Origin of the sequence: Paracidovorax sp. MALMAid1276 (assembly GCF_049198005.1) — a bacterium.
In the GTDB taxonomy this organism is placed as follows: Bacteria; Pseudomonadota; Gammaproteobacteria; order Burkholderiales; family Burkholderiaceae_C; genus Acidovorax.
On record NZ_JBMIRS010000232.1, the window covers coordinates 1 to 24,417 of the forward strand.

Below are 24,417 nucleotides of genomic sequence, written 5' to 3' on the forward strand. Positions count from 1 at the left end.
ACCAAGAACTTATCCACAACGTGAGCATGAAGTTCACGAACCAGGGTGGGTCAAGATTCGATGGAAATGGTGGGTCAGCTTTGCATGGAAATCAACAGCCTCGGCTGCTTGCATGGGCATGAGCCCATGCTGCGCACCCGAAGCTTCCACTCATCCCGATTGCACTCCAATGCGATCCCCGAAAAGATCTTGAACAGGTTCTCAAAGTTCGGTGACGATGACGTCCGGCGCGCCGATGGGGTTGGGCCGGCCGAACAGGTAACCCTGCCCCTGCGTGCACCCCAGGTCGAGCAGGACCTGCCGCTGGGCCGGTGTCTCGATGCCCTCGGCCACCACGTTCAGGCCGAGCGAGCCGGCGAGCGCCAGCACGGCGCGCACCACGGCGGCCGTGGGGTTGGGGGCGGCGGTCTCGCCGCCCGCGGCAGCCGGCGGCGTGTCGAGCGGCTGCACAAAGCTGCGGTCGATCTTGAGGGTGCGCAGCGGCAGCCGGTGCAGGTAGCCCAGCGACGAATAGCCGGTGCCGAAGTCGTCCAGCGCCAGCGCCATGCCGTGCGCGCGCAGCTCGTGCAGCACGACGCTGGTGCGCTCGGGGTCTTCGATGAGCGCGCCCTCGGTGATCTCCAGGCACAGGCGCTGCGGCGGCAGGCCCGCGTCGCTCAGCAGGCGCAGCATGCGGTCGCCAAAGCCGGGCTGGCGGAAGTGGCGCGGCGCCACGTTCACGCTCAGGTAGCCCGCAAAGCCGGTGGTCTGCACCAGCTGCGCCATGCGGGCGGCAGCGGCTTCGTAGATCTGCCAGTCGATGGCGTCGATGCTGCCGCTTTCTTCCGCCACGGGCAGAAACTCGCCCGGCGACAGCAGGCCTTCGGTGGGGTGGTGCCAGCGCACCAGCGCTTCATAGCCGCACACGCTGCCATCGGCCAGGGAGACGATGGGCTGGAAGTAGGGCTCGAACTGCCGCTCCTTCACGGCCAGCCACAGTGCGCTTTCGATTTCGAGCATCTGCAGCGCGTCCGTGTGCAGGTGTGCGTCATACAGCTCGTAGCGGCGCCGGCCGTTCACCTTGGCGCGGTACATGGCGGTGTCGGCGTTGCGCAGCAGGTCGGTGGCATTGGGCTTGTCGCGGTCGCACAGCGAGATGCCGATGCTGGCCGAGGCGAACAGCCGCTTGCCCCCCACGTCGATGGGCTCGTCAAGCACCTCCAGCATGCGGCGGGCGATGCGCACCACCGGGTCGGCGGCCGGGGCATCGGCCACCAGCACCGCGAACTCGTCGCCGCCCACGCGCGCCACCATGTCGGGCGCGCGCAGCACGCTGGCCAGGCGCCGGCCGATCTGGTGCAGCACGGCGTCGCCCGCAGAGTGGCCCATGCTGTCGTTGATGAGCTTGAAGCGGTCCACGTCGATGAACATCACCGCAAAGCGCTGGTCGGGCTGGCGGTGCAGGCGGCTCTGCAGCCAGTCCAGCCGCTCCAGCAGGTAGCTGCGGTTGGGCAGGCCGGTGAGCGCGTCGTGCAGGGTTTCGTGCTTGAGCTGCGCCTCCACCCGGCGGCGCACCTCGATCTGCTCCTGCAGCTCGGCCGTGCGCGTGGCCACGCGCTGCTCCAGCTCGGCGTTGGCCAGGCGCAGGGATTCGGTGGTGCGCCGGCGCACCAGGCTGCTGGCGATCTGGTGCGACACGAAGCCGAGCAGGTCGCGGTCGCGCTCGGTGTAGGTCACGTCGGCCTGGTAGCTCTGCACGGCGACCACGCCCAGCGCGCGGCCTTCGCACACCAGCGGCACGCCCACCCACGAGCGCGAGCTGGGGCCGCTCTTGCTGATCGCGCCCTGCTGGTGCAGCGCCTCGATCTCGTCGCCCGTGGCCAGCAGCGGCTGGCCGTTGCGCAGCACGTACTCGGTCATGCCGTTGCCCAGCGGGCGCGACTTGGTGCCGACGTGGTTCTCGTCCACGTAGTAAGGAAAGTCCAGCTCGCTGCCGTCTTCGGACAACAGCGCGATGTAGAAATTGCGCGCATTGATCAGCTCGCCCACGCTGTGGTGCACCGCGCGATAGAAGTCCTGCACGGGGCCGGGGTCGTTGGCACGCTCGGCAATGCGGTAGAGCGCCGCCTGCAGGCGCTCGCCGCGCTGGCGCCGGGCCACCTCGGCCTGCAGCGCCTGGTTGGCGCTGGCCAGCTCGGCCGTGCCCGCGCTCACGGCACGCTCCAGGTCCTGCCGGATCTGGCGGCGCTGCACGGCGGTGAGCACATGGCTGGCCACGAATTCGAGCAGCTCCTGCTCCTCGGGGCCGTAGCGCCCGCCCTGGTCGTAGCTTTGCACCACCAGCACGCCGCGCACCTGCGCTCCGTCGCGCAGCGGCACGCCCAGCCAGTCCGGCGCATAGGCGCCCAGGGCCTTGAGCCTGCCGTCCAGCTGCCGGGCCAGTTCGCTCATCGAGCCGCGCAGCGTGGCGCCCCCGCGCACCAGGTGCCAGGTGAGCGACTGGTGCAGGTCGGCCATGGGGATGCGGACCCCGAGCGGCGGCAGGTCTACCGCGGCCTCGTCCACGAAGTAGATGAACTCCAGCGTGTCGGCGTCATGGTCGTACAGCGACAGGAACAGGTTGCGCGCGTACATCAGCGTGCCCACGATGGCGTGCAGCTGTTCGAGCATGGCGCGCATGCTCAGGTGGGCGCCCGACAGGTCGGCGATGGCGAACAGCGCGCGCTGCAGGCGCTCGGCCTGCGCCAGCTGGTGCACCGCGCCGCGCAGGCGCTCCAGCATGCCCGAAGGTTCGGTCAGGGCGGCAGCGGCAGGCGGGTGCTGGGGTGAGGGCTGGCTCATGAACGGGACAGTGGTACGACAAGCATTGTTGCCGATGGCGGGCCGGACTGCGGATTTTTGCCCGGCCTGCGGCAGCCGCAGCGCGGGGCCGCGGGGTGCCATGCGCACGCCGTGCCCACAAAAAAAGGCATCAAAAATGCCTTCAGCGCTTATCCATCAACGGGTTATAGCTATATATTTTGCAGCATTCGCACCCTAGCCGACCGGGCGACGAGGACGGGACCGCCTGCGAAACCGGCGTTCCACTACAGTGCCAGCCACCCGCCCACAATACCGCCGGCCCGCCCCATGACTGCAGCCCCGCCCCCACGCACCGTCCACAGCTACGAGCCCCGCCGAGGCCACGGCCTGCCGCACGACCCGTTCAACGCCATCGTGGGACCGCGCCCCATCGGCTGGATCTCCACGCAGAGCGCCGCTGGTGCCCCCAACCTGGCGCCCTACAGCTTTTTCAACGCCTTCAACTACGTGCCGCCCATCGTGGGCTTTGCGAGCATCGGCTTCAAAGACACGGTGCGCAACGTGCAAGAGACGGGCGAGTTTGTGTGGAACCTGGCCACGCGCGGGCTGGCCGAGGCCATGAACCAGAGCTGTGCGGCGGTGCCGCCCGGGGTGAGCGAGTTCGACCTGGCCGGGCTCACCCCCTTGGCCTCCACGCGGGTGCGCCCGCCCCGCGTGGCCCAGAGCCCGGTCACCTTCGAGTGTCGCAGCACCCAGATCCTGCAGCTCGAAGGGGCTGACGGCGTGAAGGCCGAGACCTGGCTGGTGCTGGGCGAGGTGGTGGCCGTGCACATCGACACCGCGCTGCTCAAGGACGGCGTGTACGACACCGCAGGCGCCGGCCACATCCTGCGCGGCGGCGGCCCGGCCGACTACTTCACGGTGGGGCCCGAGCAGCTGTTTCGCATGCACCGGCCGCGCTGACCCCCGGCGACAAGACCCCGCGCCATTCCGATGGGGGAAGGGTGCAGGCACACTCAGACGTCCCATCATCGGTCCCGCCCAACCCCTGCGAGGTGCTCCATGCTCAATGTCCTGATGTTTGCGGCCGGCCTGGCGGCCCTGGTGGTCGGCGCGGACGTGCTGGTGCGCGGCGCGGCGCGGCTGGCGCTGTCGTTCCATATCTCGCCGCTGGTGGTGGGCCTGACCATCGTGGCCTTTGGCACCAGCGCCCCGGAGATGGCCGTGTCCGCCGGGGCCGTGCTCAACGGGCAGACCGACCTGGCCATCGGCAACGTGGTGGGCAGCAACATCTTCAACGTGCTGTTCATCCTCGGGGTCAGCGCCGTCATCGCCCCGCTGGTGGTGCACAACCAGATCATCCGGCAGGAGGTGCCCATCCTCATCGGTGCCTCGCTGCTGCTGCTGGTGCTGAGCCTGGACAGGCGCCTGGGGGTGCTCGACGGCGCCCTGTTCGTGGGGCTGCTGGTGGCCTACACCGCGTTTCTCGTCGTGCAGTCGCGCCGCGAGACCCGTGCCGCCGCGGCCGGCACCCCGGATGCCGCCCCTGGCGAATACGAGGCCGGCCTGCAGCCCGCAGCCCCCGGTGCCTGGGATTCGCACCTGTGGGTGCAGCTGCTGCTCATCGTCGGCGGGCTGGGCCTGCTGGTGCTGGGGTCCGACTGGCTGGTGACCGCCGCGGTGGCCTTTGCCAAGGCGCTGGGCGTGAGCGACGTGGTGATTGGCCTCACCATCGTGGCGGCTGGCACCTCCATGCCCGAGGTGGCGACGTCGATCGCTGCGGCCCTCAAGGGCGAGCGCGACATTGCGGTGGGCAACGCGGTGGGCAGCAGCACCTTCAACATCCTGGGCTGCCTCGGCCTGTCGGGCCTGCTGGCGGGCAGCACGGGCCTCACGGTTCCGGGCTCGGTGCTGGCCTTCGACATCTGGGTGATGCTGGCCGTGGCCCTGGCCAGCCTGCCCATCTTCCTGTCGGGGCGCGAGATCGCGCGCTGGGAAGGCGCCGTGTTCCTGGGCTACTACGTGGCCTACGTGAGCTACCTCATCATGGCCGCGCAGGACCACGCCGCACTGCCCACTTATTCGGCGGTGATGATGAGCTTCGTGATCCCGCTCACCCTGGTCACGCTGGTGGTGTCGCTGATCCGCAAGGTGCCGCAGCCCTGACTGCGGCAGCGGCGCCCTACTGCGGCAAACCCCGCAGCGCGCCGCACAGCCCGGCCTCTGGGCTGCGCGCCCACTGCTCGGTCCAGGCCCACACGCGCTGCACGCCGTCCATGCCGGGGCGCTGCAGGCCGTGGTCGGCGCCTTCGATGCGCCGCGCGCAATAGGGTGCGGAGCGCGTGGCGGCCTGGGCCTCAAACCGCCCATAGGCCGCCGCAGGCACCAGCTCGTCATCGCCGCCCCACACCTGCAGCACGGGCCAGGGGCCCTGCAACAGCGGGGCGGCCAGGGGCCAGTGCCACAGGTCGCGCCAGTAGCCGAGGCTGCGGCCCTGCAGCACCGCCGTGTCCGGTCGGCCGCTTGCCACGTGGTCACCCAGCGCCTGCCAATCGGCCTGCAGGCCCAGGCGGTCGGCCTGCAGGGCCCCGGCCTCCTGCGGATCGAGCCCGCTGGACGCCAGCAACACCAGGCCGGCCAGCCGGGGCACGTCGGGCGCCAGTGCGGGCAGCAGTTCGGCGCCTTCGGAGATGCCCACCAGCAGCTGCGGCACGGCGGGCTCGCCCCGCTGCCCGGCCGCATCGGCCCGCAGCGCCGCCCGCGCATGGGCCAGCCAGGCGGACAGGCGGTCTTGCTGCACGAAATTACGGGAGCAGCCGGCTGGCGCGGTACGGTCGTCCGGGTGCACGCCGGGTTTGTGCAGCACCAGCACCTGGGCGTGCAGCAGGCCCGCAAAGTAGCGGTCGGCCCATGCGCCCAGGCCGGCGCAGCCCGAACCGGGGATCACGATGACCCGGTAGCGCAAGGGTGCCGCGCGCTCGGGCCGCTGCAGCGCCAGCACGGTGGCGCCTTCGCCGTTTCCGGGCAACGCCCGCAGGGTGAACGCGCTGGCCCTGTGCTGGGGCGCTGGCTGCGACACGGCCGCAGGCCCGCGGCCACCGCAGCCCGTGAGCCAGGCTGCCGCCATCGACAGGGCCACGCCCCGCAACCCTGCGCCCCACAAAAAAGCCAGCACACGGCTGGCTGTGGGGCGCCGCCGCTGGGATGCGGCGGGCGGTGGGTGCGGTCCTGTCATGCGAGGCACGGTGGCTGCACCCGGGTGCGCGTCACTTGAGGATCAGCACCTGTTCGGGCTGCTGGGGCTGCGGCACGGGCATGGGCTGGCCGCCCTGCGGGTACACCACGGGCGGGCGCACGCCGCGCGCCAGGTGGGCATCGGTGTAGCCCAGTTGCGTGGCCAGTTGCTGGTACACGTCCTGCGCCAGCGACAGCGAGGTTTCGCGCATCACCTTGGCGCGGTTCGGCGGGGCGATGTCGCCACGGATCGACAAAATCTTGGTGTCGTTGCCCTCGCCCTGGGCGGAGAAGGCCGCCTTGATCTCGTAGGTCTTGGTGTTGATGAGCGAGAAGTCGGCCAGGAGCTGCAGGCCGTACTGGCGTGTGGCGCTGGTCGTGCCTTGCAGGGGCGACAGCGCGTCGGTGAAGTCGATGCTGGACACCACACCGAACAGCACATAGTCGGCGCCGTTGAACTCGCCCTTCTTGATCCGGCTGATCACGTCGGCCACCTGGGGCTGCGCCTGCGGCGTGGCCATCTTGCCGCCCTGCACCTGGTTGAGCACCTGCTCGGCCTTGGTGGCCTGCGGCTTGCCGGCATCAAAGCCCTTGCCCTGCACCAGGCGGAAGTAGGTGCCCTGCAGGATGGCGCCCTTGATGTCGTTGGTGTAGCCGCCCAGCTCGCGCTGCTCGATGTAGCTGTAGCGGCCCGCCACGTAGGTGCCGCTGGCCTGTTCGGACGCCTGCATGTGGTGGCTGCCCGAATGCGAGCCCGAGCCGCCATACATGCCGTGGCTGTGCCCGCCGCTGTGGCTGCCGCCGGCGCTCATCTGGCTGCTGCGCTGGTAGGTGCCGGCCATGAAGTATTCGGACACGCGCTGGGCATAGGCCAGGTCGGTCACGGCGATCTTGGGCGCGGCGCCCGGCTGCTGCGCCTGGGCGGTGGTGCCCCAGGCCAGGGTGGTGGCCGCGATCACGGCCAGGGCCGTGTGCAAAGTGGTTCTGCGTTGCATGGTGTGCTCCTTGTGAGCTGTTGAGACGGCGTCAACCCCACTAAACCCGTTCACGCTGAGCCTGTCGAAGCGCTGCGCGAGGCTTCGACAGGCTCAGCCCGAACGGTGGTTGGAAGTTCAAAGACGCCTCCATAACTGGAATCCAAAATCAAATGGCGCAGGCAATCGCCCATGCCGGTAAAAACTGGCGCGGCCCCGGCCAGCGGCCGCCGTGCAAGGGCCGCCCCGCCGCACTGGCGGCGTCCCCCTTCCCGCGCGTAGCACGAGAGAAAGGGGGAAGCGGCGCAGCCGCTCAGGGGGTTACCTCTTGCTTGTTTTGCGAATCTCTTTTTCGTCCTGCCATTCCACCGTGCCCTCCTGCACGTCGAACAGCGAAAGCGTGAACTTGTAGTACACGTCCTTGGTGGTGTTGTTCTGCTTGACGATGCTGGTCAGCTCGCCTTCGAGCTGGTACTTGGCGGCCGTCATCTGGCCGATCTTGGCGGTGGTGCCCTGCTTGTACAGGCCGCTCTGGTTCTGGCGCTGCAGCTCATCCACGCCCTGCTGCATCTGGTTGATGGAGCGCACAAAGCGCACCTTGCCCGACTTGGTGAGCGCCGTCTGGATGGAGCTCATCACGTTGTTGGTGTCGATGTATTCGCTGGTCTTGTTCTTGACCGGGGCCAGGGTCACCGTGGGGCGGCCCTGGAAGATGCCGGTCTCCAGCAGGCTGCCGGTCATCTTCTCGGCAATCATCTGCAGGTCGGTGGAGCCGAACTCGTTGGTCACCAGCTCCACGGCCTTGGCGTCGCCGTAGTTGACCTGGCGGTCAAAACGCACGGTGGGCGAAGACAGGTTCTGGCAGGCCGACAGGAGCAGCGCGCTGGTCGTTATGCCTGCAATCAGGCCGCAGCGCTTGATGGTATTGGTTTTCATGCTATTAATTCCTTAGCAAACGTTTTTATCGAGGCTCGACGTTCATCTCCAGCCGCAAATCCACGGCGGCGCTGGTGGGTGCCACGCTCTTCACGGTCTGCTGCCCCAGGCCCAGCACGGACATCTGCTTCCACGATTCGCCATCGCCCACCTGGTTGCCCACGTTGTCCAGCCACTTGAAGCGGTAGAACACCGTGCGGTCGGTGCGGCCCATGTTGGCCATGTCGGCCTGCACCACCAGGATGTCGTTCTTGCGCACGATGCGCATCTCGCGCACGGCGATGCTGTTGGCCTCGCCACGCAGCGCCACCTTGGCGGCCACGGCCAGGGGGGTCGCAGGGTCGTGCTGCTGGGCGGCAGCGCCCGCAGACAGGGTCATCAGGGCGGCGGCAACCACAGCCCCCGCAGCGGCAGGTGCCGTCAAAGTCCATTGCTTTCTCATGCCCAAGGCTCCTTCCAAAATTCTTGGCATACAGGGTTCTTGAATCGGTATTCGGCGGGAGGCTGCTGCGCCCCGGACACGGCCGTGGCGCAGCAGCCTCCAGGTCGGTTCTATTTCTTCGCGTCGGCGGCGGGCTTGGCCACGGCCGGCTTCACGGCCGTGCTGGGCACGGCGCGGGTGTTGCGCGTGGTGCGCGTGGTCGTGGCGGGCGCAGCGGCGGCGGCAGGGGGTGCGGGTGGCTCGGCAGCGGCCACCGTGGGCAGCTGGCCCAGCATGACCACGTCGCCGGTGAGCACGCTGTTTTCGTACATGCGCAGCGGCACCAGGGCGTACTGGCCGTCCACCTTCACGGGCACGGGCAGCTGGCGGCCGTTGATGCTCACCACGTGTTCGCCCGGTGGCAGGTAGCCGCGGGCCACGTACACGCGGCCGGGCAGCATGCGCCACATGCGGTCGTCGGCCTGCTCGGTGGCCACCGAAGCGGCCGCGCCGATGATGCCGCCGATCAGGCCGCCCCGTTTTTGCAGCTCGTTCTGCAGCACGCCCTTGGCCACGGCGCGCGTGAAGCCACGCAGCACCATGCCCGGCATTTCGTCCTTGAGGGCGCGGCGCGCCATCACGTTCACGTCCACCACCTTCTCCAGCTTGAACTCGGTGCCCGCTGCCGACAGCGTGGTCAGCAAAGGATCCGTGGAGGGCTCGATCACCGGGTAGGAGATGCTGGCCGTGACCATGCCGCGCCCGGTGGGCACGGGCAGCGTGAAGGCCTTGGGCTTGCGCGCCGGGGCATCACCGGCTTCCACGATGAACAGCACATCGGTCATGCGCTGGCGGCGCTTCCAGGTGAAGCCGGTGCGCTGGTCCAGGCCGCGCAGGCCTTCCTCGAGCACGGGCGTGTTGGGCTTGAGCTCGATGGCCTTGCGGTAGCCGGGCGCGGCCAGGCCGGGCTCGTTGAGCATTTCGTACAGAAAGCCCGCCAGGTAATGGCTGAGCGCGTTGGAATAGCCGTTCTTGAGCGCCAGCACCTCTGGGTCGTTGAGGGTCTCGACCGGATAGCCGTTGAGCTCCTTGCCGCCCGAGGTGGCCCCCTTGGCCTTGGCCTCTTCTTCGGCGGCCAGGGTTTCCTTGGCGCGGAACTCGGCAATGATGGCCTCGCGCTCGTGGGTGCGCTTGATGTCCACGCGGGCGTTCTCGAAGTCGCTGGCGGCCATGCGGTTGAGCGCCAGGCGCGTGGTCAGCCACACCTTCTCGTAGTCCTGGCCTTCGTACACCTTGAGCCGCTCGCTGATGATGGCCGCACCCACGGTGCCCATCAGCTTGGAGGGATTGGTCTTGGCCGTCTCTTCCCATTCCTTGACCTTGATGTCGGCCAGCAGGAAAGCGTGGGTGCTGTCAGCGTACCGCCGGTCCATGCGCAGCAGCTCGCCGCGTTCCATGTTGTAGAGCAGCGCCGTCTTTTCTTCTTCGGACTTGGCCGTGCTCTCCAGGCTGGCCAGCGCGGCAGGAATGCCGCCCGTGCGGCCGGCGGTCTGCATGTCGGTGGCCACCTTGTCGTGGCTTTGCATGGTGGCGCAACCCGTGAGGGCCGCGCTCAGCGCCAGCACCCACAGCAGGCGCGGGCGAAAACGGTTGGGGTGGGCGGTCGTCATCAAAGCTCCTTGCAGGTCGTTCGGTAGGACACCAGAAAACCCCGGCCCGACCCGCGCAAGGCGCAAGCCCGCGGCGCGGCGCCCCCGTGCGAGCGGGGTGCCTGCGCGCGCAGCGTGCGTGGCCTGTGGCGAATTGCGGGAACCGGATCAAGGCGGTGCGGGCAGCCCGGGCGCCCCCTCCTGGCGCGCGTGCAAGCTGCGGACAACCCCCTCTGGCTGTGAATTTCTAGGTGGTTCTGTGTGGTTTTGTAGCCAGCGGCGCAATGTAGCAAATGCTTGTATCTTTTCTGTAACCACCACGGGGCTCCGTAACATACGCTAACAAACGGCATCCCACAACCACCCAATGGTCGGGTTGACAGGCTGACTGGCAGGGAGTGGCGCAGCATGTGTGGGTCCTCGTCGCGCGAGCCGTTCAGTCCTGAACGCGCTGGCCGTCCGCCACACGGTTGAGCGGCATGCGGTACAGCCACACCACCCGCCCGCCCGGCGCGCGCAGCTGCGCGCTGGGCAGCACGCCGGGCACTTCGAACTCCAGGCTCACGAGCCAAGCGCCGGGCGCCAGCTCGGCCTGGGCCTTGGCGGCGGCGCGCGCCATGCTCTCGGGCCGCTGGAACAGGTAGACCATGCGGTACGGGCTCCAGTCGGCCGCCCACATGTCGCCTTGCCGCACCTGCGCCCAGGGGCAGCGCAGCGCGCACAACAGGCGCAGGGGCCAGCTCCACTCCACACCCTCCAGCTGCGCCGACGGGTACGCGTGGCGCAGCGCCTGGAGGCCGTCGCCCACGCCGCAGCCGGCGTCCAGCACGCGCGCGCCCAGCGGCAGCGGTGCCTGCACGGCCAGGGCCTGCAGGGCATGGCGCGGGGTGGGAAACAACGGCGCATCGCGCCAGGCGTTGAGCGGATACACCAGCAGCAGCAGTGCCAGCGGCACCAGCCAGGCCCACGTGGGCAGGCTGGCGGTGCCCAGCAACGCCAGCGACAGCGGAAAGCCCAGGGCAATCAGCCCCCGGCGCCACCAGCTGCTGCCGCCCAGCACGCTGGCCGCCGTGCTCAGCAGACAGGCCGCCAGCAACGCCACCACAGGCGGCACGGCGCGCTGCAGCAGCACGAACAGCAGCCACGCACCGCCCCACGCCAGCAACGCGGGCAAGGGCCAGGGCAAGCGCAGGGCCATGGGACGAGGCTCCGGTCAGCGGCCGAACAGGCCGCGCAGAAGGTTGACGGGATTCACCACGTTGCCGGACGCGCCATCGCCGCCCTCGCCCGGCGCCGGCTGCCCGCCGGACATGCCGCTGCCATACGGCGCGTTGCCAGCGTTCGCGGCGGCGCCGCCGCCCCGCGCGCCCTGCATCTCCTCGCCCAGCATGGCCATCGTGTGCGACTTCACGCGCACGCGCACGGCCCACTCGGGCTCCCACGCGGCCCGGGGGTCGGCCGGGCGCGGCGGGTGCACGATGTGGCTTTCGCCGCCATAGGCCACCATGCGCAACATGGGCGTGGCGTCGCGCCCGCCGCCGGCAAAGATGCCCTGCGGGATGGCGCACTGCGTGGTCTCGGGCGACAGCAGCACGCGGTCCTTGAGCCAGCGGTCGATGGTGGCGGGCGAGAGGTAGTCGAACAGTCCCATGCCGGTGTCTGGCGCTTCGGCACTGGACCACATCACCAGGTCGTCCCCGCTCTGCGACATGGCGTGCAGGTAGTAGGCGCGCGCATTGCGCACGGGCTGCCAGCTCGTGCCCATGCTGTCCTGCGGCTTGCCGGTGGTGCGCAGGTCGATGGCGGGCATCAGGTCCTGCGCCGCACCCAGCGTGAACTTCATCGATGCGGGCACGCCGTCGCCGCGCACCTGGTGCTCGCCCACCAGCGAGCTGTCCCGCGACAGGCTGACCTGGTTGCGCTCATTGGGGTAGAGCGCATGGGCCGGGCCCACGCGCGGCCCGCGGTCGGGCACGGCGCGGCCGGCAAAGGCCTGGGCGTAGTCCGTCGGCCGGGCGCGGGCCAGATCGATCACGCGCGGCTGGCCCGCGCGCACCGTGCTGCCGCAACCCCAGTAGAGCAGGACGCGGCCCTTGGGCTGGTGCTGCTGGTATTCCTGCGGCACTTCGCCGGGCTCGGTCTGCACGGGCTGGGCACGGGGCGGCACCAGCGGCAGGCTTTCGCCCATGCGCATGCCGGGCGGGATGGACTGGCTGGCCTCCACGCCCGGCCGCAGGCTGTTGTGCAGGGCGATGTCGATGACGCGCGGCGGCATGACGGACATGGCGCGGGCGTGGCCATAGGCCGTGTTGCCGCCGCCCGCCCTGCCCTGCGCGCTGCCTCCGGCCATGCTGCCCATGAGGCCGCCGAGCATGCCGCCACCCCCGGGCAGGCTGTCCATCTCGGGCATGCCGGCCATGGTGCCGGTGGACAGGTCCATCCACAGCTGGACCTTGGGGGCTTTGGAGGTCTGGGCCTGGGCGGCCAGGCTGGCAACGCACAGGCCGGCGGCCAGGCAGAGGGGGGAGAGGCGCAGAGGTTTCATGGCGATGGGCTCCGGGAGATGCAGAAATCACCCGGCAAACCATCGTGGGCCGCAGCGCAGCAAACGGGCTGGCTGCCAGGGCCTTGCGGTCAACCCGGGTGTGTTGAACGCAGCGCAGTGTAGGCCCCGCACCGAAGCATTTTGCCTGTGCAAGTTACGGCTGGAAACCGTTTGTGTGCGCTATTTCACGCCGTTTTGCGCGGCGGCACGGCCGCCCCCACCCCGTCACCCCCGCAATCGGTCGATCAGCCCGTTCAAGGCCTCGAGCGATCCGAACTGGATCGCCAGCTCGCCCATGTCTTCCACGCGGCCGTTGCGCTTGATGCGCTTTTTCACGCGCACCTCGACCTCGGCCATCAGCAGATCGGACAGTTCCTCTTCCACCCGCTTCAAGTCGCGCGACTTTTCCTTCTGGGGCTTTTGCGGCACCAGGCTGAACTCGGCGCCGATCTTCTTGACCAGCGCCTCGGCTTCGCGCACCGACAGCTTCTTGGCCGCGATCTGGTTGCCCGCCGTGATCTGCGCGGCGCGGTCCAGCGCCAGCAGCGCACGCGCATGGCCCATGTCGATATCGCCCGCCATGAGCATGGTCTGCACCGGCTCGGCCAGATTGAGCAGGCGCAGCAGGTTGCTGGCCGCGCTGCGCGAGCGGCCCACGGCCTGCGCGGCCTGCTCGTGCGTCAGGCCAAACTCGCGCACCAGGCGCTGCAGGCCCTGGGCCTCTTCCAGCGGGTTCAGGTCTTCGCGCTGGATGTTCTCGATGAGCGCCATCGCGGCGGCTGATTCGTTGGGTACATCGCGCACCAGCACCGGCACCTCGGCCAGGCCCGCCAGGCGCGACGCGCGAAACCGCCGCTCGCCCGCGATGATTTCGTACTTGCCTGCGTGCTCGCCCTCTCCCAGGCGCCGCACCAGGATGGGCTGCATGATGCCCTGCACCTTGATGGACTCGGCCAGCTCGTACAGCGCGCCCTCGTCCATGCGCGTGCGCGGCTGGTAAACGCCGGGCACCAGCTCAGACAGCGGCAGGCTGCTGGGCAGGCCCGCCTCGGTGGCCTGGGCCTGCTCCACTTTGTCTGCGACCTTGGGGCCGAGCAGCGCTTCGAGGCCGCGCCCGAGGCCCTTGGGTTTTTTGGTGACCATGCTTTCCTTACTTAATCGCTGTGGGAGCTTGCGCTCGCAAATACAAGACTTTCTGCTGCGAGCCAGGCGCTGTGCGCTCTTCCGTTGCAAACAGATCGGTCTTGGCTCTAACCAAGTCCGAGAGCTTCTTAAAACCGTAGTGCCGCGAATCAAAGTCTGGCTGGAGCTTGGTTAGATAACTGCCAAACGTGCCCAAGTGGGCCCAACCAGAATCGTCAACCGAACTTTCTAGCGCTTGCATCACGAACTCACGAGGAAAGACTTGAGCAGCGCCGTCAGCGAGAGAAGAAGTCACCGACACAGGTAACGCCGGGGGTTCAGGCAGTTGAGCTGGAGCTACCTGCTGTGCCTGAGGCGCGGCGGCAGGAACCGATGGGCGGAAAATTTCGGTGAATACAAACTTGTGGCACGCGTTTCGGAACGGCTCTGGTGTTTTCTTTTCGCCAAAACCAAAGACAGTAAGACCTTCCTCTCTCAGCCGAACCGCCAGTCCTGTGAAATCACTATCACTCGTCACCAAACAGAAGCCATCAAATTTGCGTGTGTACAGCAGATCCATCGCATCGATGATCATCGTGCTATCAGTGGCGTTTTTTCCTGTGGTGTAAGCGAACTGCTGCACTGGTTTGATGGAATGCTGGTTCAAAACCTTCTTCCAGGAAGCGCTAGCGGGAGAAGTGAAATCGCCATAAATGCGCCGCACTGCTGCTTCGCCATACCTCGCAATCTCGGCGAGCAAACCTTCGATAACGGCGGCCTGGGCGTTGTCGGCGTCGATTAAGACAGCCAGCCGCAAAGTGGGCTCTTCAGTCTCCAACTTGACCACAGTTCTCTGACCGCCCATCACGCTTCCCTCTCTATAAGTTCTTGCAGCCAGCCGCGCCCCTCGTCCCAGTCGCCCAGCCCCGATTCGGCATTGATGTGCCCGCGCTCGCCATAGTCCACAAAGCGCGCGCCCCAGGCGGTGCCCAGGGCCTGCACGCGTTCGAAGCTGCAGTACGGGTCATTCCGGCTGCCCACCAGCACGGCAGGGAACGGCAGCGGCTGGCGCGCGATGGGCGCCCAGCCCGGAATCATCTCGGCCAGGTCGGGCCGCTCCACGTCGCCCGGGGCCACCAGCAGCGCGCCCTGCACCTTGGCCGCGTGGCGGGTGTGCGTGGCCCACCAGGCGGTGAGGATGCAGCCCAGGCTGTGGGCCACCAGCAGCACCGGGCCATCGGTATCGGCCACGGTCTCTTCCAGGCGGGCCGACCAGTCGCCGCGCAGCGGGCGCATCCAGTCGTGCTGCTCCACGCGCTGGTCGCCGTGCAAGGCTTCCCAGCGGCTTTGCCAATGGTCGGGGCCGGAGTTCTGCCAGCCGGGCAGAAGCAAGATGCGGGGGGTTTGTTTCACTATTGTTTTGATAGCTGTCAGCGCTTATTCATCAAGCGCTGGGGGCCATTTTTGCCATGGATGCGGCAGCGGCAGGCATGGTCTGCACGCGCTGCACCATCTCTTGCGCAAACTCGATGAACGACTGGCTGCCCTTGGCGGCCGGGTCGAACACCACGCCGGGCAGCCCGTAGCTGGGCGCTTCGGCCAGGCGCACGTTGCGCGGGATCACGCTGTTGAACACCTTGTCGCCGAAGTGGCCCTTGAGCTGGTCGCTGACCTGCTGCTGCAGGGTGATGCGCGGGTCGAACATCACGCGCAAGAGGCCAATGATCTGCAGGTCGGCGTTCAGGTTGGCATGCACCTGCTTGATGGTGTTGACCAGATCGGTGAGGCCTTCGAGCGCGAAGTATTCGCACTGCATGGGCACGATCACGCCGTGCGCGCTGCACAGGCCGTTGAGGGTGAGCATGCTCAAAGACGGCGGGCAGTCGATGAGCACGAAGTCAAAGTCGGCATCCGCCTCGGCCAGCGCGGCCTTGAGGCGCTTTTCGCGGTGCTCCAGCGTCACCAGTTCCACCTCGGCGCCCGCCAGTTCGCGGTTGGCGCCCAGCACCCAATAGCCGCAGGGGTCCGACAGCACGGCCGCCTCTTTGACCGAGGCGGATTCGAGCAGCACGTCGTACACCGTGAGGTCGAGGCCGCGCTTGTCCACACCCGAGCCCATGGTGGCGTTGCCCTGCGGGTCCAGGTCCACCATCAGCACGCGCTGGCCGATCTTGGCCAGGCCGGCAGCGAGGTTGACGGTGGTGGTGGTCTTGCCCACCCCACCCTTTTGATTGGCAACGCAAAAGATCTTGGCCATGTGGGTGCTGCAGTTCGTGTGGTGTTACTTGGAGATGGCCAGCTTGATGCCAAAGCCGATCAGGAAGACGCCGGCCAGTTTTTCCAGCACGCGGCCGATGCGCGGGTTGGCGCGCATGCGCTCGGCCAGGTGGTGGGTGAGCAGCACGGCGACCAGGCCGTAGAGAAAGGTCAGCACCGCCACGGTGGCCGCCATCACGCCGAAGGTGAGCAGGCCCTGGTGGCGGGCCGGATCCACAAACAGCGGGAAGAACGCCATGTAGAACACGATGGCCTTGGGGTTAAGCAGGGTGATGAGCCCCGCCTGCCGAAAGTAGTGGCGCGGCTGGATGTTGAGAATGGGCTGCGCGCCGGGCTTGGCCGTGAGCATCTTGAACCCCAGCCAGGCCAGGTAGGCCGCGCCCAGCCACTGCACCGCATGGAATGCCGCCGGGTAGGTGGCGAGCAAGGCGGCCACCCCTGCCACGGCCGCCCACATCAGCACCTGGTCGCCCGCGATGACACCCAAGGTGGCAGCGAGCCCGCCGCGCACGCCGCCCTTGCTGGTGGAGGTGATAAGCGCCAGATTGCCCGGCCCCGGGATGGCGAGGAACAACACGATGGCGGCGACAAAGGCGCCATAGTCTGCAATGCCGAACATGGGGACTCCCGGGGGTTGCTGGGGGGTGCGGCACTTCTTGGCGCACCCGAGTGAGGGCCTGAGTTTACGCGACCCCCCTGCCCCAGGGCGCTGAAAAGTCGGCCCCGGCGTACAAGAGGGCTGATGCCGTCAGGCAGGCTTCATCCAGACGATGCAGCGCTCGGCATCCAGCCCCGGCACGGCCAGCTGTTCCACGTGAAACACCGCCACGTCGGCAGGCAGCGCGGCGATTTCGTCTTCGGGGTGTTTGCCCTTCATGCCCAGCCACACACCGTGGGGCGCGGCCAGCGCGCTGCGCGACCAATTCACGAAATCCGGCAGCGACGCAAATGCACGGCAGCTGATGATGTCAAAGGGCGTGGTCAGCGTCTCCACCCGCGCATGCACGCCATGCAGGTTGCGCAGCTTGAGGGCCACCGCCGCCTGCTGGATGAACGCCGCCTTCTTGCCCACCGTGTCCACGCAGCTCACATCCACGTCGGGGCAGCAGATGGCAAATACCACGCCGGGCAGGCCGCCGCCCGACCCCACATCCAGCAGCTTCACCGCTGCCACCCTCCCGCCCTGCTGCAAACCCACTACATGCCGACGCAACGAAGCCACGGCAGCCAGGCTGTCCAGCAGGTGGTGCGTCATCATTTCCTGCGGGTCGCGCACGGCGGTCAGGTTGTAGACCTTGTTCCACTTCTGCAGCAGCGCCAGAAAGTCCATCAGCGAAGCGACCTGCGCATCGCTCAGGCCCAGGGCCAGTGCTTTCGCGCCGGCTTCCAGCTGGGCACGCAGCGTGTCCGGGTGCATCGCTGCGCTCATGCCGTCTCGCCCTCGGTCTTGGGCGCTGGGGCGGCCGGCGAAGCGGCAAAGTCCTTGAACCCGCCCTTCTTCAAATGCACCATCAAGAGCGAGATGGATGCGGGCGTGATGCCCGTGATGCGCGAAGCATGGCCCAGGGTTTCGGGCCGGTGGCGGCTCAGCACCTGGCGCGCCTCGATGCTCAGCGCGGTGACCTGCATGTAGTCCAGGTCGGGCGGCAAGCGCAGCTTTTCGAAATGCGCGGCGCGCTCCACCTCACCCTTCTGGCGGTCAATGTAGCCTGCGTACTTGGCGGCAATCTCCACCTGCTCCAGCACCGGCTCGCTCAGGTCGCCCAGGGTTTCACGTGAAACATCGGCGGATGCGTACTTGCCGCCGTCCATCGACACCAGGTTGGCGTAACTCACATCGGGGCGGCGCAGCAGTTCGAACAGGTTGTATTCGTGCTCGATGCTCTTGCCCAGCACGCGCTCGGATTCGGCCGCAGGCAGGTTGCGCGGATTCACCCAGGTGGCCTTGAGGCGTTCTGTCTCACGTGAAACCGCATCGCGTTTGCGGCTGAACGCATCCCAGCGCGCATCGTCGACCAGGCCCATCTGCCGCCCCACCTCCGTCAGGCGCATGTCCGCGTTGTCCTCGCGCAGCTGCAGGCGGAACTCGGCCCGGCTGGTGAACATGCGGTAGGGCTCGGTCACGCCCTTGGTGATCAGGTCGTCCACCAGCACGCCCAGATAGGCCTCGTCCCGGCCCGGCAGCCAGGGCGCATCGCCCCGGCACTGCAGCGCGGCGTTGATGCCTGCGAACAGCCCCTGGGCCGCCGCCTCTTCATAGCCCGTGGTGCCATTGATCTGCCCGGCAAAGAACAGGCCCTGGATCTGGCGCGTCTCAAAGCTGCTCTTGAGCGAGCGCGGGTCGAAGTAGTCGTACTCAATGGCGTAGCCGGGGCGCAGGATGTGCGCGTTCTCCAGCCCCGGCATGCTGCGCACCAGCTCGTACTGGATGTCGAACGGCAGGCTGGTGCTGATGCCGTTGGGGTAGACCTCGTGCGTGGTCAGGCCTTCGGGCTCCAGAAAGATCTGGTGGCTGTCCTTGTCGGCAAAGCGGTTGATCTTGTCTTCGACGCTGGGGCAGTAGCGCGGGCCCACACCCTCGATCTTGCCGGTGAACATGGGGCTGCGGTCAAAGCCGCTGCGAATGATGTCGTGCGTGCGCTCGTTGGTGTGGGTGATCCAGCAAGGCACCTGTTGCGGGTGCATCTGCGCATTGCCCATGAAGCTGAACACCGGCACCTGGCCCTCGTTCACGCCGCCGGGCATGCCGTCGCCGGGCTGCTCGGTGCATTTGGAATAGTCGATGCTGCGCCCGTCGATGCGCGGGGGCGTGCCGGTTTTCAGGCGGTCTTGCGGCAGTTGCAGTTCCTTCAGGCGCGCCGACAGCGACACGGCGGGTGGGTCCCCCGCCCGGCCCGCCGCATAGTTGTTCAGTCCCACATGGATCTTGCCGTCGAGGAACGTGCCCGCCGTCAGCACCACCGTGCGGCTGCGAAACCGTATACCCACCTGCGTCACGGCGCCCACCACCCGGTCGCCCTCCACCATCAGGTCGTCCACCGCCTGCTGGAACAGCCACAGGTTGGGCTGGTTCTCCAGCATGCGGCGGATGGCGGCCTTGTAAAGAATGCGGTCGGCCTGGGCCCGCGTGGCGCGCACCGCAGGGCCTTTGGAGCTGTTGAGAATGCGGAACTGGATGCCCCCCTCGTCCGTGGCCAGCGCCATGGCCCCGCCCAGCGCGTCCACCTCTTTCACCAGGTGGCCCTTGCCGATGCCGCCGATCGAAGGGTTGCAGCTCATCTGCCCCAGCGTCTCGATGTTGTGGGTCAGCAGCAGCGTTTTGCTGCCCATGCGGGCGGCTGCCAGCGCGGCCTCGGTGCCGGCATGGCCACCGCCGACGACGATCACATCAAATTCCTGGGGGTACAACATGGGGAACACTCCGGGGCCCGGCGGGCCCAATGGTCAAACCGCCCGCCTGAAAGCGACGCGGGCAACCCGCGATTTTCCCACTTTGCGTTCGCCACGTCGCGGGCCGGGTCACGGCCGGGGTGTTCCACGTGAAACATGCTTGCAGGAATCCTGCCCCGTGCCTGTGCTTCAATCGCAGGCACCATGCCCCACACCACCCCCCCTTCCTCCTCCCTGCTCATCTTTGCCGGCAGCACGCGCCAGCAGTCCTTCAACCGCAAGCTGGCCCACGCCGCTGCCGCCATTGCGCGCGACGCGGGCGCCAGCGTCACGCTGCTGGAGCTGTCCGACTTCGACATCCCGCTGTACAACGCCGACCTCGAAGCCCAGGGCACGCCGGCCGATGTGATGCGGCTCAAGGAAATCCTGTGGCAGCACCCGGCCTGGGTGATCTGCTCGCCCGAATACAACGGCAGCTACACCGCCCTGCTCAAGAACACCATCGACTGGGCCTCCAGCCCCGTCAAGGGCGATCCGGACTGGCAGGACGGCGGCAAAAGCTTTCGCGGCAAGGTGGTGGGCATGCTCAGCGCCTCGCCCGGCGCCCTGGGCGGCCTGCGCTCGCAAAGCCACCTGGCGCCGCTGCTGATCAACGCCGAATGCTGGCTGGCGCCCAAGGCGTTTGCGCTGGGATCGGCCGGCAGCGCGTTTGACGAGAGCGGCGCCTTGATCCAGCAAACCCACCGCGACCGCGTGCGCGCCGTGGTGGACCAGGTGCTCTGGGCATCGGCCCGCCTCCGGCCCGACGCCGGCCAGTAAGGCACCCTGGCCATGAACTGCCGCCCCGGCTGCGGCGCGTGTTGCACCGCGCCATCCATCAGCTCGCCCATCCCCGGCATGCCGTTGGGCAAGCCCGCCGGGGTTCGCTGCATTCAGCTGGACGATGCGGCCCGCTGCCGCATCTTTGGCCAGCCCGGGCGGCCGGCGGTGTGTGGCGGGCTCATGCCGTCGGCGGAAATGTGCGGCCCCGACGCCGAGCATGCGTTGCAATTTCTGACCCGGCTGGAGCGGATGACGCAGCCCGGCTGACGGGCTGCGGCCGCTCGCCGGCACGCCAGGGCGCCAGCACGCAGAAGGTGCGGGCGCGTCCGGCGGCGCCCCCCTTCCCGGCGCTCACGTCTCAGTTCATGGAGTGCAGGCCGACCTTGTTGCCCTCGGTGTCGATCAAGTGCGCAAAATGGCCAAAGCCGTTGCCGATGTCCGTCTTGGGCACGGCCACCTGGCCGCCAGCGGGCACGACGCGCGCCAGCATGGGCGCCAGATCATCCCCGCCGTTGAGGTACACCATCGTTCCGCTTTGCGAAGGCACACTGCCCTCGCCCTGAACGATTGCACCGCCCACGGCGCCGGGCTCTGACGACAGCATGCCCATCGTCATCCCGCCCATCTCCAGCGGCGCGATGCTGATACCCAGCACGGCTTCATAAAAAGCCTTTGCGCGGGCAAAGTCGGTCACAGGGATTTCAAACCAGTTCAGGGCATGGGTCATGGCAGGCTCCAGGTGGGGCGCAAACGCCGGTGAGGGATTCACCAGACAACGAGGCGCCCGCCATGCTCGCCGAATGGGGCACGCGTGGCAAGCAGGGTGGCGCAGGGCTGCGCGGGGATGCAGGAGGGTGGAGGCACGCCGCAAGCGCACCCCGGCGCCCCAGATCCTGGCCTTGACAGGAACCAAGCATAAAAAGGCCTTCAGCGCTTATCCATCAACACTTTATAGCTACAAAATAAATAGCATACAGACTTTGCCCCTGTCACAACGCGCCGCACCCGGCCGTCTCGGCCTCTGAGGGCACCCATCGGCTCGGATGGGGCGCACACTTCGTCCCACGGCCATGACTTTGATGACCAGCACCACCCCCACCGATCCCTTCTCCGCCCTGCGCCCGCGCCTGTTCGGCATCGCCTACCGCATGCTGGGCGTGCGCGCCGACGCCGAAGACGTGCTGCAGGACGCCTGGCTGCGCTGGAGCCGGCAGGACCCCACCGCGCTGCAGTCGGCTGAGGCCTGGCTAGTGACCGTGGTCACGCGCTTGTCCATCGACCGGCTGCGTGCGCTGAAGGCCGAGCGCGAGGCCTACGTGGGCTGGTGGCTGCCCGAGCCGCTGGTGGAAGCGCTCGACGAGCGCACGCCCGAGTCCACCGCCGAGCTGGCGGGTGAGCTGTCGGTCGCCTTTCTGCATGTGCTGGAGCGCCTGGGCCCCGAGGAGCGCGCGGCCTTCCTGCTGCGCCAGGTGTTCGACTACGACTACCCCGACATCGCCGCCCAGCTGGGCAAGACCGAGGCCGCCTGCCGCCAGATGGTGCACCGCGCGAGCGAGCGCGTGCAACAGGCGCGCACCCGCTTCGAGGTGCCGCAGGGCGTGCACCACCAGCTGCTGCAGCGCTTCATGCAGGCCGCAAAAAGCGGCGACCGCGTCGCCATCGAGTCCCTGCTGAGCGAAGACGCGCTGCTGATCGGCGACGGTGGTGGCAAGGTGGCCGCGTTCCCCCGGCCGCTGCTGGGCCGCTTCCGCATCGCCATGCTGTACTGGGCGCAGCAGCGCCGCCTGGGCGAGCAATTGGCCTACCGCATGGCACTCATCAATGGCAAGCCGGGGCTTCTGCACTACGCCAACGGCCGCCTCGATTCGGCGCAGGCCTTTGAGACCGATGGCGCGCAGATCGTGGCGATCTATGCGGTGCGCAACCCCGACAAGCTGGCAGGTATCCCGCACACGCTGGACTGAATCTGACGAAACACGGCGGAGCCTGTCACAGAGCGGCAGGCCGGGGCGTCTTGAAGGGTATGGAGGGCAGCACACTAGTCCACCCCATCCACACCACCCGCCAGGAGCCTTCCATGTCCGCGTCGCAACACACCGCCCGCCTCCCCTACCACCAGCTGTCCTCCAAGGCCTTCATGGGCCTGGTGAACCTGTCCGAAACCCTCAAGAAGGGCCCGCTGGGCACACGCCTGGCCGAGCTGGTGTTCTTGCGCGTCTCGCAAATCAACGGCTGCGCCTACTGCATGGACATGCACTGGCACGTGCTGGTCAAAGAGGGCATGGAGCCGCGCCACCTCAACGCCGTGGCCGGCTGGCGCGAGGCGCCCTTTTTCAGCGAGCGCGAGCGCGCGGCCCTGCGCTGGGCCGAGATCCTGACCGCCACGCCGCACAGCGACGCGAGCGACGAGGAATTTGCGCGGCTCAAGGCGCAGTTCAACGACACCGAGATCACCGAGCTGGGCTTTGCCATCGGCGTCATCAACGCCTGGAACCTGATCAACGCGGGCATGCGCGCGCCGATTCCGGAAAAGCCTGCGGTGTAAAAACAAGCAAAAACCGGCTCCAGCGCTTATCCATCAAGCGCTGACAGCTATCATTTTTGCAAGCCCAGGGCACGCCGCAGCGCCAGGCAGCGGGTGTAGCCTTGCTGACAGACCCTCGGGTTGCGCGGGCCTACAGTGGCGTCTCCATCTGAACACACCCCCACTGGAGACAAGCCCCATGCTCACCATCCCCTCGCTGAAATCCAGCGTCAGCGCCGAAGAATGGCAACTGCGCTGCGACCTGGCGGCCTGCTACCGCCTGGTCGCGCTGTACGGCTTCAGCGACCTGGTCTTCACCCACATCAGCGCCAAGCTGCCCGAGTCGGTGTCGGGCGCGGGCGAGCACCAGTTCCTCATCAACCCCTATGGCCTCATGTTCGAGGAGATCACGGCATCGAGCCTGATCAAGGTGGACATGCAGTGCAACAAGCTGCACGACTCGCCCTTCCCGGTGAACCCCGCGGGTTTTGTCATCCACAGCGCGGTGCACGAGGCGCGGCCCGAAGCGGGCTGCGTGCTGCACACCCACACGCGCGCGGGCGTGGCGGTGAGCGCGCAGCAATGCGGCGTGCTGCCCATCAGCCAGCAGAGCACCTTCGTGCTGGCCTCGCTGGCCTACCACGCCTACGAAGGCGTGGCCTTCCGCGACGAGGAAAAGCCGCGTCTGCAGGCCGACCTGGGCCGGGCCAACTTTCTCATGCTGCGCAACCACGGACTGCTCACCGTGGGCAAGACGATTGCCGACGCGTTTCTGTCGATGTACACCTTCGAGAACACCTGCCGCATCCAGCTCGATGCCCAGGCCGGAGGGGCACTGACCGAGGTCGACCCGCAGATCGTCAGCGGCGTGGCCCAGGCCATGCGCGTGCAGACGGGGGGCCTGGGCGGGGCGTTTGCCTGGCCCGCGCTGCTGCGCAAGGTGCAGCGCGAGGCGCCGGGCTACGACAGCTGACAGGCGGCCGGTACCGAGGCGCTTGCGCCCCGGTGCCTGCAGAAATCCGGCGCAGCGCATAGCATCGGCGGTTTCCGACCACCGTTTTCAAGGACCGATCCATGAAGCTGTACTACTCCCCCGGCGCCTGCTCGCTCTCGCCCCACATCGCCCTGCATGAAGCGGGCCTGGCCCACACCCCCGTGCTGGCCAGCACCAAGAGCCACAAGCTGCAGGACGGCACCGACTACTACGGCATCAACCCGCTGGGCTACGTGCCCCTGCTGGAGCTGGACAGTGGCGAGCGCCTGCGCGAAGGCCCGGCCATCGTGCAGTACATCGCCGACCAGGCGCCGACCAAAAACCTCGCGCCCGCCCACGGCACCATGGAGCGCTACCGCCTGCAGGAGTGGCTCACCTTCATCGGCACCGAAGTGCACAAGGGCTTCAGCCCCCTGTTCAACCCCGCCACGCCCGACGAGTACAAAACCATGGCGCGCGAAAAGCTGCTGCAGCGCCTTCAGTGGGTGGACAGCCAGCTCGAAGGCAAGCAGTACCTCATGGGTGACACCTTCACCGTGGCCGACGGCTACCTGTTCACCGTGACCAACTGGGCCAAACCCACCAACCTCGACCTCTCGGGCCTGGCGAACCTGGCGGCGTACCGCGAGCGCGTGGGTGCCCGCCCGGCCGTGCAGGCGGCGATGAAGGCCGAGGGCCTGCTGAAGTAGGGACACCCCCCTGAGGCGCTGCGCGCCTTCCCCCCGCTCTCGCTACGCTGCGCTGCGCG

General features: G+C 67.9%; 24 protein-coding genes. 8 read left to right on the forward strand and 16 right to left on the reverse strand.

Annotated features, from left to right (window positions below; genetic code table 11):
• Nucleotides 1–201: 201 nt before the first annotated feature.
• On the reverse strand, nucleotides 202–2,820 hold the full coding sequence (locus ACOQFS_RS18855) for an EAL domain-containing protein (RefSeq protein WP_421564352.1): 2,619 nt from the start codon (nucleotides 2,818–2,820) through the stop codon (nucleotides 202–204).
• Between the two features lie 288 nt (nucleotides 2,821–3,108).
• Here ACOQFS_RS18855 and ACOQFS_RS18860 point away from each other — a divergent pair, with 288 nt between their 5' ends.
• Together ACOQFS_RS18860 and ACOQFS_RS18865 are read left to right on the forward strand one after the other, a co-directional pair.
• A complete protein-coding gene (locus tag ACOQFS_RS18860) occupies nucleotides 3,109–3,744 on the forward strand; it encodes a flavin reductase family protein (RefSeq protein ID WP_421564353.1) in 636 nt (211 codons plus the stop codon).
• A 99-nt stretch (nucleotides 3,745–3,843) separates the two neighbouring features.
• Nucleotides 3,844–4,947 (forward strand): calcium/sodium antiporter, encoded by a 1,104-nt coding sequence (locus tag ACOQFS_RS18865; protein ID WP_421564354.1) that lies wholly within the window; start codon nucleotides 3,844–3,846, stop codon nucleotides 4,945–4,947.
• A 16-nt stretch (nucleotides 4,948–4,963) separates the two neighbouring features.
• Here ACOQFS_RS18865 and ACOQFS_RS18870 read toward each other — a convergent pair whose 3' ends face one another.
• The 14 genes from ACOQFS_RS18870 to mnmG form a co-directional block, all read right to left on the reverse strand.
• The gene (locus ACOQFS_RS18870; RefSeq protein WP_421564355.1) at nucleotides 4,964–6,016 is read right to left on the reverse strand and encodes an alpha/beta hydrolase; all 1,053 of its coding nucleotides are present in this window, start codon (nucleotides 6,014–6,016) and stop codon (nucleotides 4,964–4,966) included.
• A 31-nt stretch (nucleotides 6,017–6,047) separates the two neighbouring features.
• Nucleotides 6,048–7,010 (reverse strand): hypothetical protein, encoded by a 963-nt coding sequence (locus tag ACOQFS_RS18875; RefSeq protein WP_421564356.1) that lies wholly within the window; start codon nucleotides 7,008–7,010, stop codon nucleotides 6,048–6,050.
• A 300-nt stretch (nucleotides 7,011–7,310) separates the two neighbouring features.
• Entirely contained in the window at nucleotides 7,311–7,925 is a 615-nt protein-coding gene (gene lpoB, locus ACOQFS_RS18880; protein ID WP_421564357.1) for a penicillin-binding protein activator LpoB, read from the reverse strand.
• A gap of 25 nt (nucleotides 7,926–7,950) precedes the next feature.
• On the reverse strand, nucleotides 7,951–8,367 hold the full coding sequence (locus ACOQFS_RS18885; RefSeq protein WP_421564358.1) for a YcfL family protein: 417 nt from the start codon (nucleotides 8,365–8,367) through the stop codon (nucleotides 7,951–7,953).
• Between the two features lie 110 nt (nucleotides 8,368–8,477).
• Entirely contained in the window at nucleotides 8,478–10,016 is a 1,539-nt protein-coding gene (locus ACOQFS_RS18890) for a COG3014 family protein (RefSeq protein ID WP_421564359.1), read from the reverse strand.
• A gap of 415 nt (nucleotides 10,017–10,431) precedes the next feature.
• Nucleotides 10,432–11,193: a class I SAM-dependent methyltransferase gene (locus tag ACOQFS_RS18895; protein ID WP_421564360.1), complete on the reverse strand. Its 762-nt coding sequence runs from the start codon at nucleotides 11,191–11,193 to the stop codon at nucleotides 10,432–10,434.
• 15 nt (nucleotides 11,194–11,208) lie between these two features.
• Nucleotides 11,209–12,540, reverse strand: a complete 1,332-nt coding sequence (locus ACOQFS_RS18900; RefSeq protein ID WP_421564361.1) for a hypothetical protein — start codon at nucleotides 12,538–12,540, stop codon at nucleotides 11,209–11,211.
• A gap of 225 nt (nucleotides 12,541–12,765) precedes the next feature.
• Nucleotides 12,766–13,683 (reverse strand): ParB/RepB/Spo0J family partition protein, encoded by a 918-nt coding sequence (locus ACOQFS_RS18905; RefSeq protein ID WP_421564362.1) that lies wholly within the window; start codon nucleotides 13,681–13,683, stop codon nucleotides 12,766–12,768.
• Nucleotides 13,684–13,690: 7 nt separating this feature from the next.
• Nucleotides 13,691–14,509, reverse strand: a complete 819-nt coding sequence (locus ACOQFS_RS18910) for an NYN domain-containing protein (RefSeq protein ID WP_421564381.1) — start codon at nucleotides 14,507–14,509, stop codon at nucleotides 13,691–13,693.
• A gap of 17 nt (nucleotides 14,510–14,526) precedes the next feature.
• Nucleotides 14,527–15,075, reverse strand: a complete 549-nt coding sequence (locus tag ACOQFS_RS18915; protein ID WP_421564363.1) for an RBBP9/YdeN family alpha/beta hydrolase — start codon at nucleotides 15,073–15,075, stop codon at nucleotides 14,527–14,529.
• A gap of 31 nt (nucleotides 15,076–15,106) precedes the next feature.
• Nucleotides 15,107–15,919 (reverse strand): ParA family protein, encoded by an 813-nt coding sequence (locus ACOQFS_RS18920; RefSeq protein ID WP_421564364.1) that lies wholly within the window; start codon nucleotides 15,917–15,919, stop codon nucleotides 15,107–15,109.
• A 24-nt stretch (nucleotides 15,920–15,943) separates the two neighbouring features.
• Entirely contained in the window at nucleotides 15,944–16,558 is a 615-nt protein-coding gene (locus ACOQFS_RS18925; RefSeq protein WP_421564365.1) for a LysE family transporter, read from the reverse strand.
• 129 nt (nucleotides 16,559–16,687) lie between these two features.
• Nucleotides 16,688–17,368, reverse strand: coding sequence for a 16S rRNA (guanine(527)-N(7))-methyltransferase RsmG (gene rsmG / locus ACOQFS_RS18930; RefSeq protein ID WP_421564366.1), 681 nt, complete (start codon nucleotides 17,366–17,368; stop codon nucleotides 16,688–16,690).
• Nucleotides 17,365–19,350, reverse strand: coding sequence for a tRNA uridine-5-carboxymethylaminomethyl(34) synthesis enzyme MnmG (gene mnmG / locus ACOQFS_RS18935; protein WP_421564367.1), 1,986 nt, complete (start codon nucleotides 19,348–19,350; stop codon nucleotides 17,365–17,367). Before mnmG ends, rsmG begins: the two co-directional genes overlap by 4 nt.
• A 183-nt stretch (nucleotides 19,351–19,533) precedes the next feature.
• Between mnmG and ACOQFS_RS18940 the strand changes: the two genes are divergently transcribed.
• A complete protein-coding gene (locus ACOQFS_RS18940; RefSeq protein ID WP_421564368.1) occupies nucleotides 19,534–20,148 on the forward strand; it encodes an NADPH-dependent FMN reductase in 615 nt (204 codons plus the stop codon).
• Nucleotides 20,149–20,160: 12 nt separating this feature from the next.
• Nucleotides 20,161–20,418: a YkgJ family cysteine cluster protein gene (locus tag ACOQFS_RS18945; protein ID WP_421564369.1), complete on the forward strand. Its 258-nt coding sequence runs from the start codon at nucleotides 20,161–20,163 to the stop codon at nucleotides 20,416–20,418.
• A 91-nt stretch (nucleotides 20,419–20,509) separates the two neighbouring features.
• On the opposite strand, the gene ACOQFS_RS18950 is transcribed toward ACOQFS_RS18945, so the two are convergent.
• Complete coding sequence (locus tag ACOQFS_RS18950) at nucleotides 20,510–20,878, reverse strand: VOC family protein (protein ID WP_421564370.1); 369 nt, start codon at nucleotides 20,876–20,878, stop codon at nucleotides 20,510–20,512.
• 352 nt (nucleotides 20,879–21,230) lie between these two features.
• Between ACOQFS_RS18950 and ACOQFS_RS18955 the strand changes: the two genes are divergently transcribed.
• From ACOQFS_RS18955 to gstA, 4 genes are all read left to right on the forward strand, one after another.
• Nucleotides 21,231–22,115 (forward strand): RNA polymerase sigma-70 factor, encoded by an 885-nt coding sequence (locus tag ACOQFS_RS18955; RefSeq protein WP_421564382.1) that lies wholly within the window; start codon nucleotides 21,231–21,233, stop codon nucleotides 22,113–22,115.
• Between the two features lie 113 nt (nucleotides 22,116–22,228).
• Complete coding sequence (locus ACOQFS_RS18960) at nucleotides 22,229–22,696, forward strand: carboxymuconolactone decarboxylase family protein (RefSeq protein ID WP_421564371.1); 468 nt, start codon at nucleotides 22,229–22,231, stop codon at nucleotides 22,694–22,696.
• Nucleotides 22,697–22,874: 178 nt separating this feature from the next.
• Entirely contained in the window at nucleotides 22,875–23,648 is a 774-nt protein-coding gene (locus ACOQFS_RS18965; protein ID WP_421564372.1) for a class II aldolase/adducin family protein, read from the forward strand.
• 101 nt (nucleotides 23,649–23,749) lie between these two features.
• Nucleotides 23,750–24,358 carry a glutathione transferase GstA gene (gene gstA, locus ACOQFS_RS18970; RefSeq protein ID WP_421564373.1) on the forward strand — a complete coding sequence of 203 codons (609 nt, stop codon included), beginning with the start codon at nucleotides 23,750–23,752 and terminating at the stop codon, nucleotides 24,356–24,358.
• The last annotated feature ends 59 nt before the right edge of the window (nucleotides 24,359–24,417 follow it).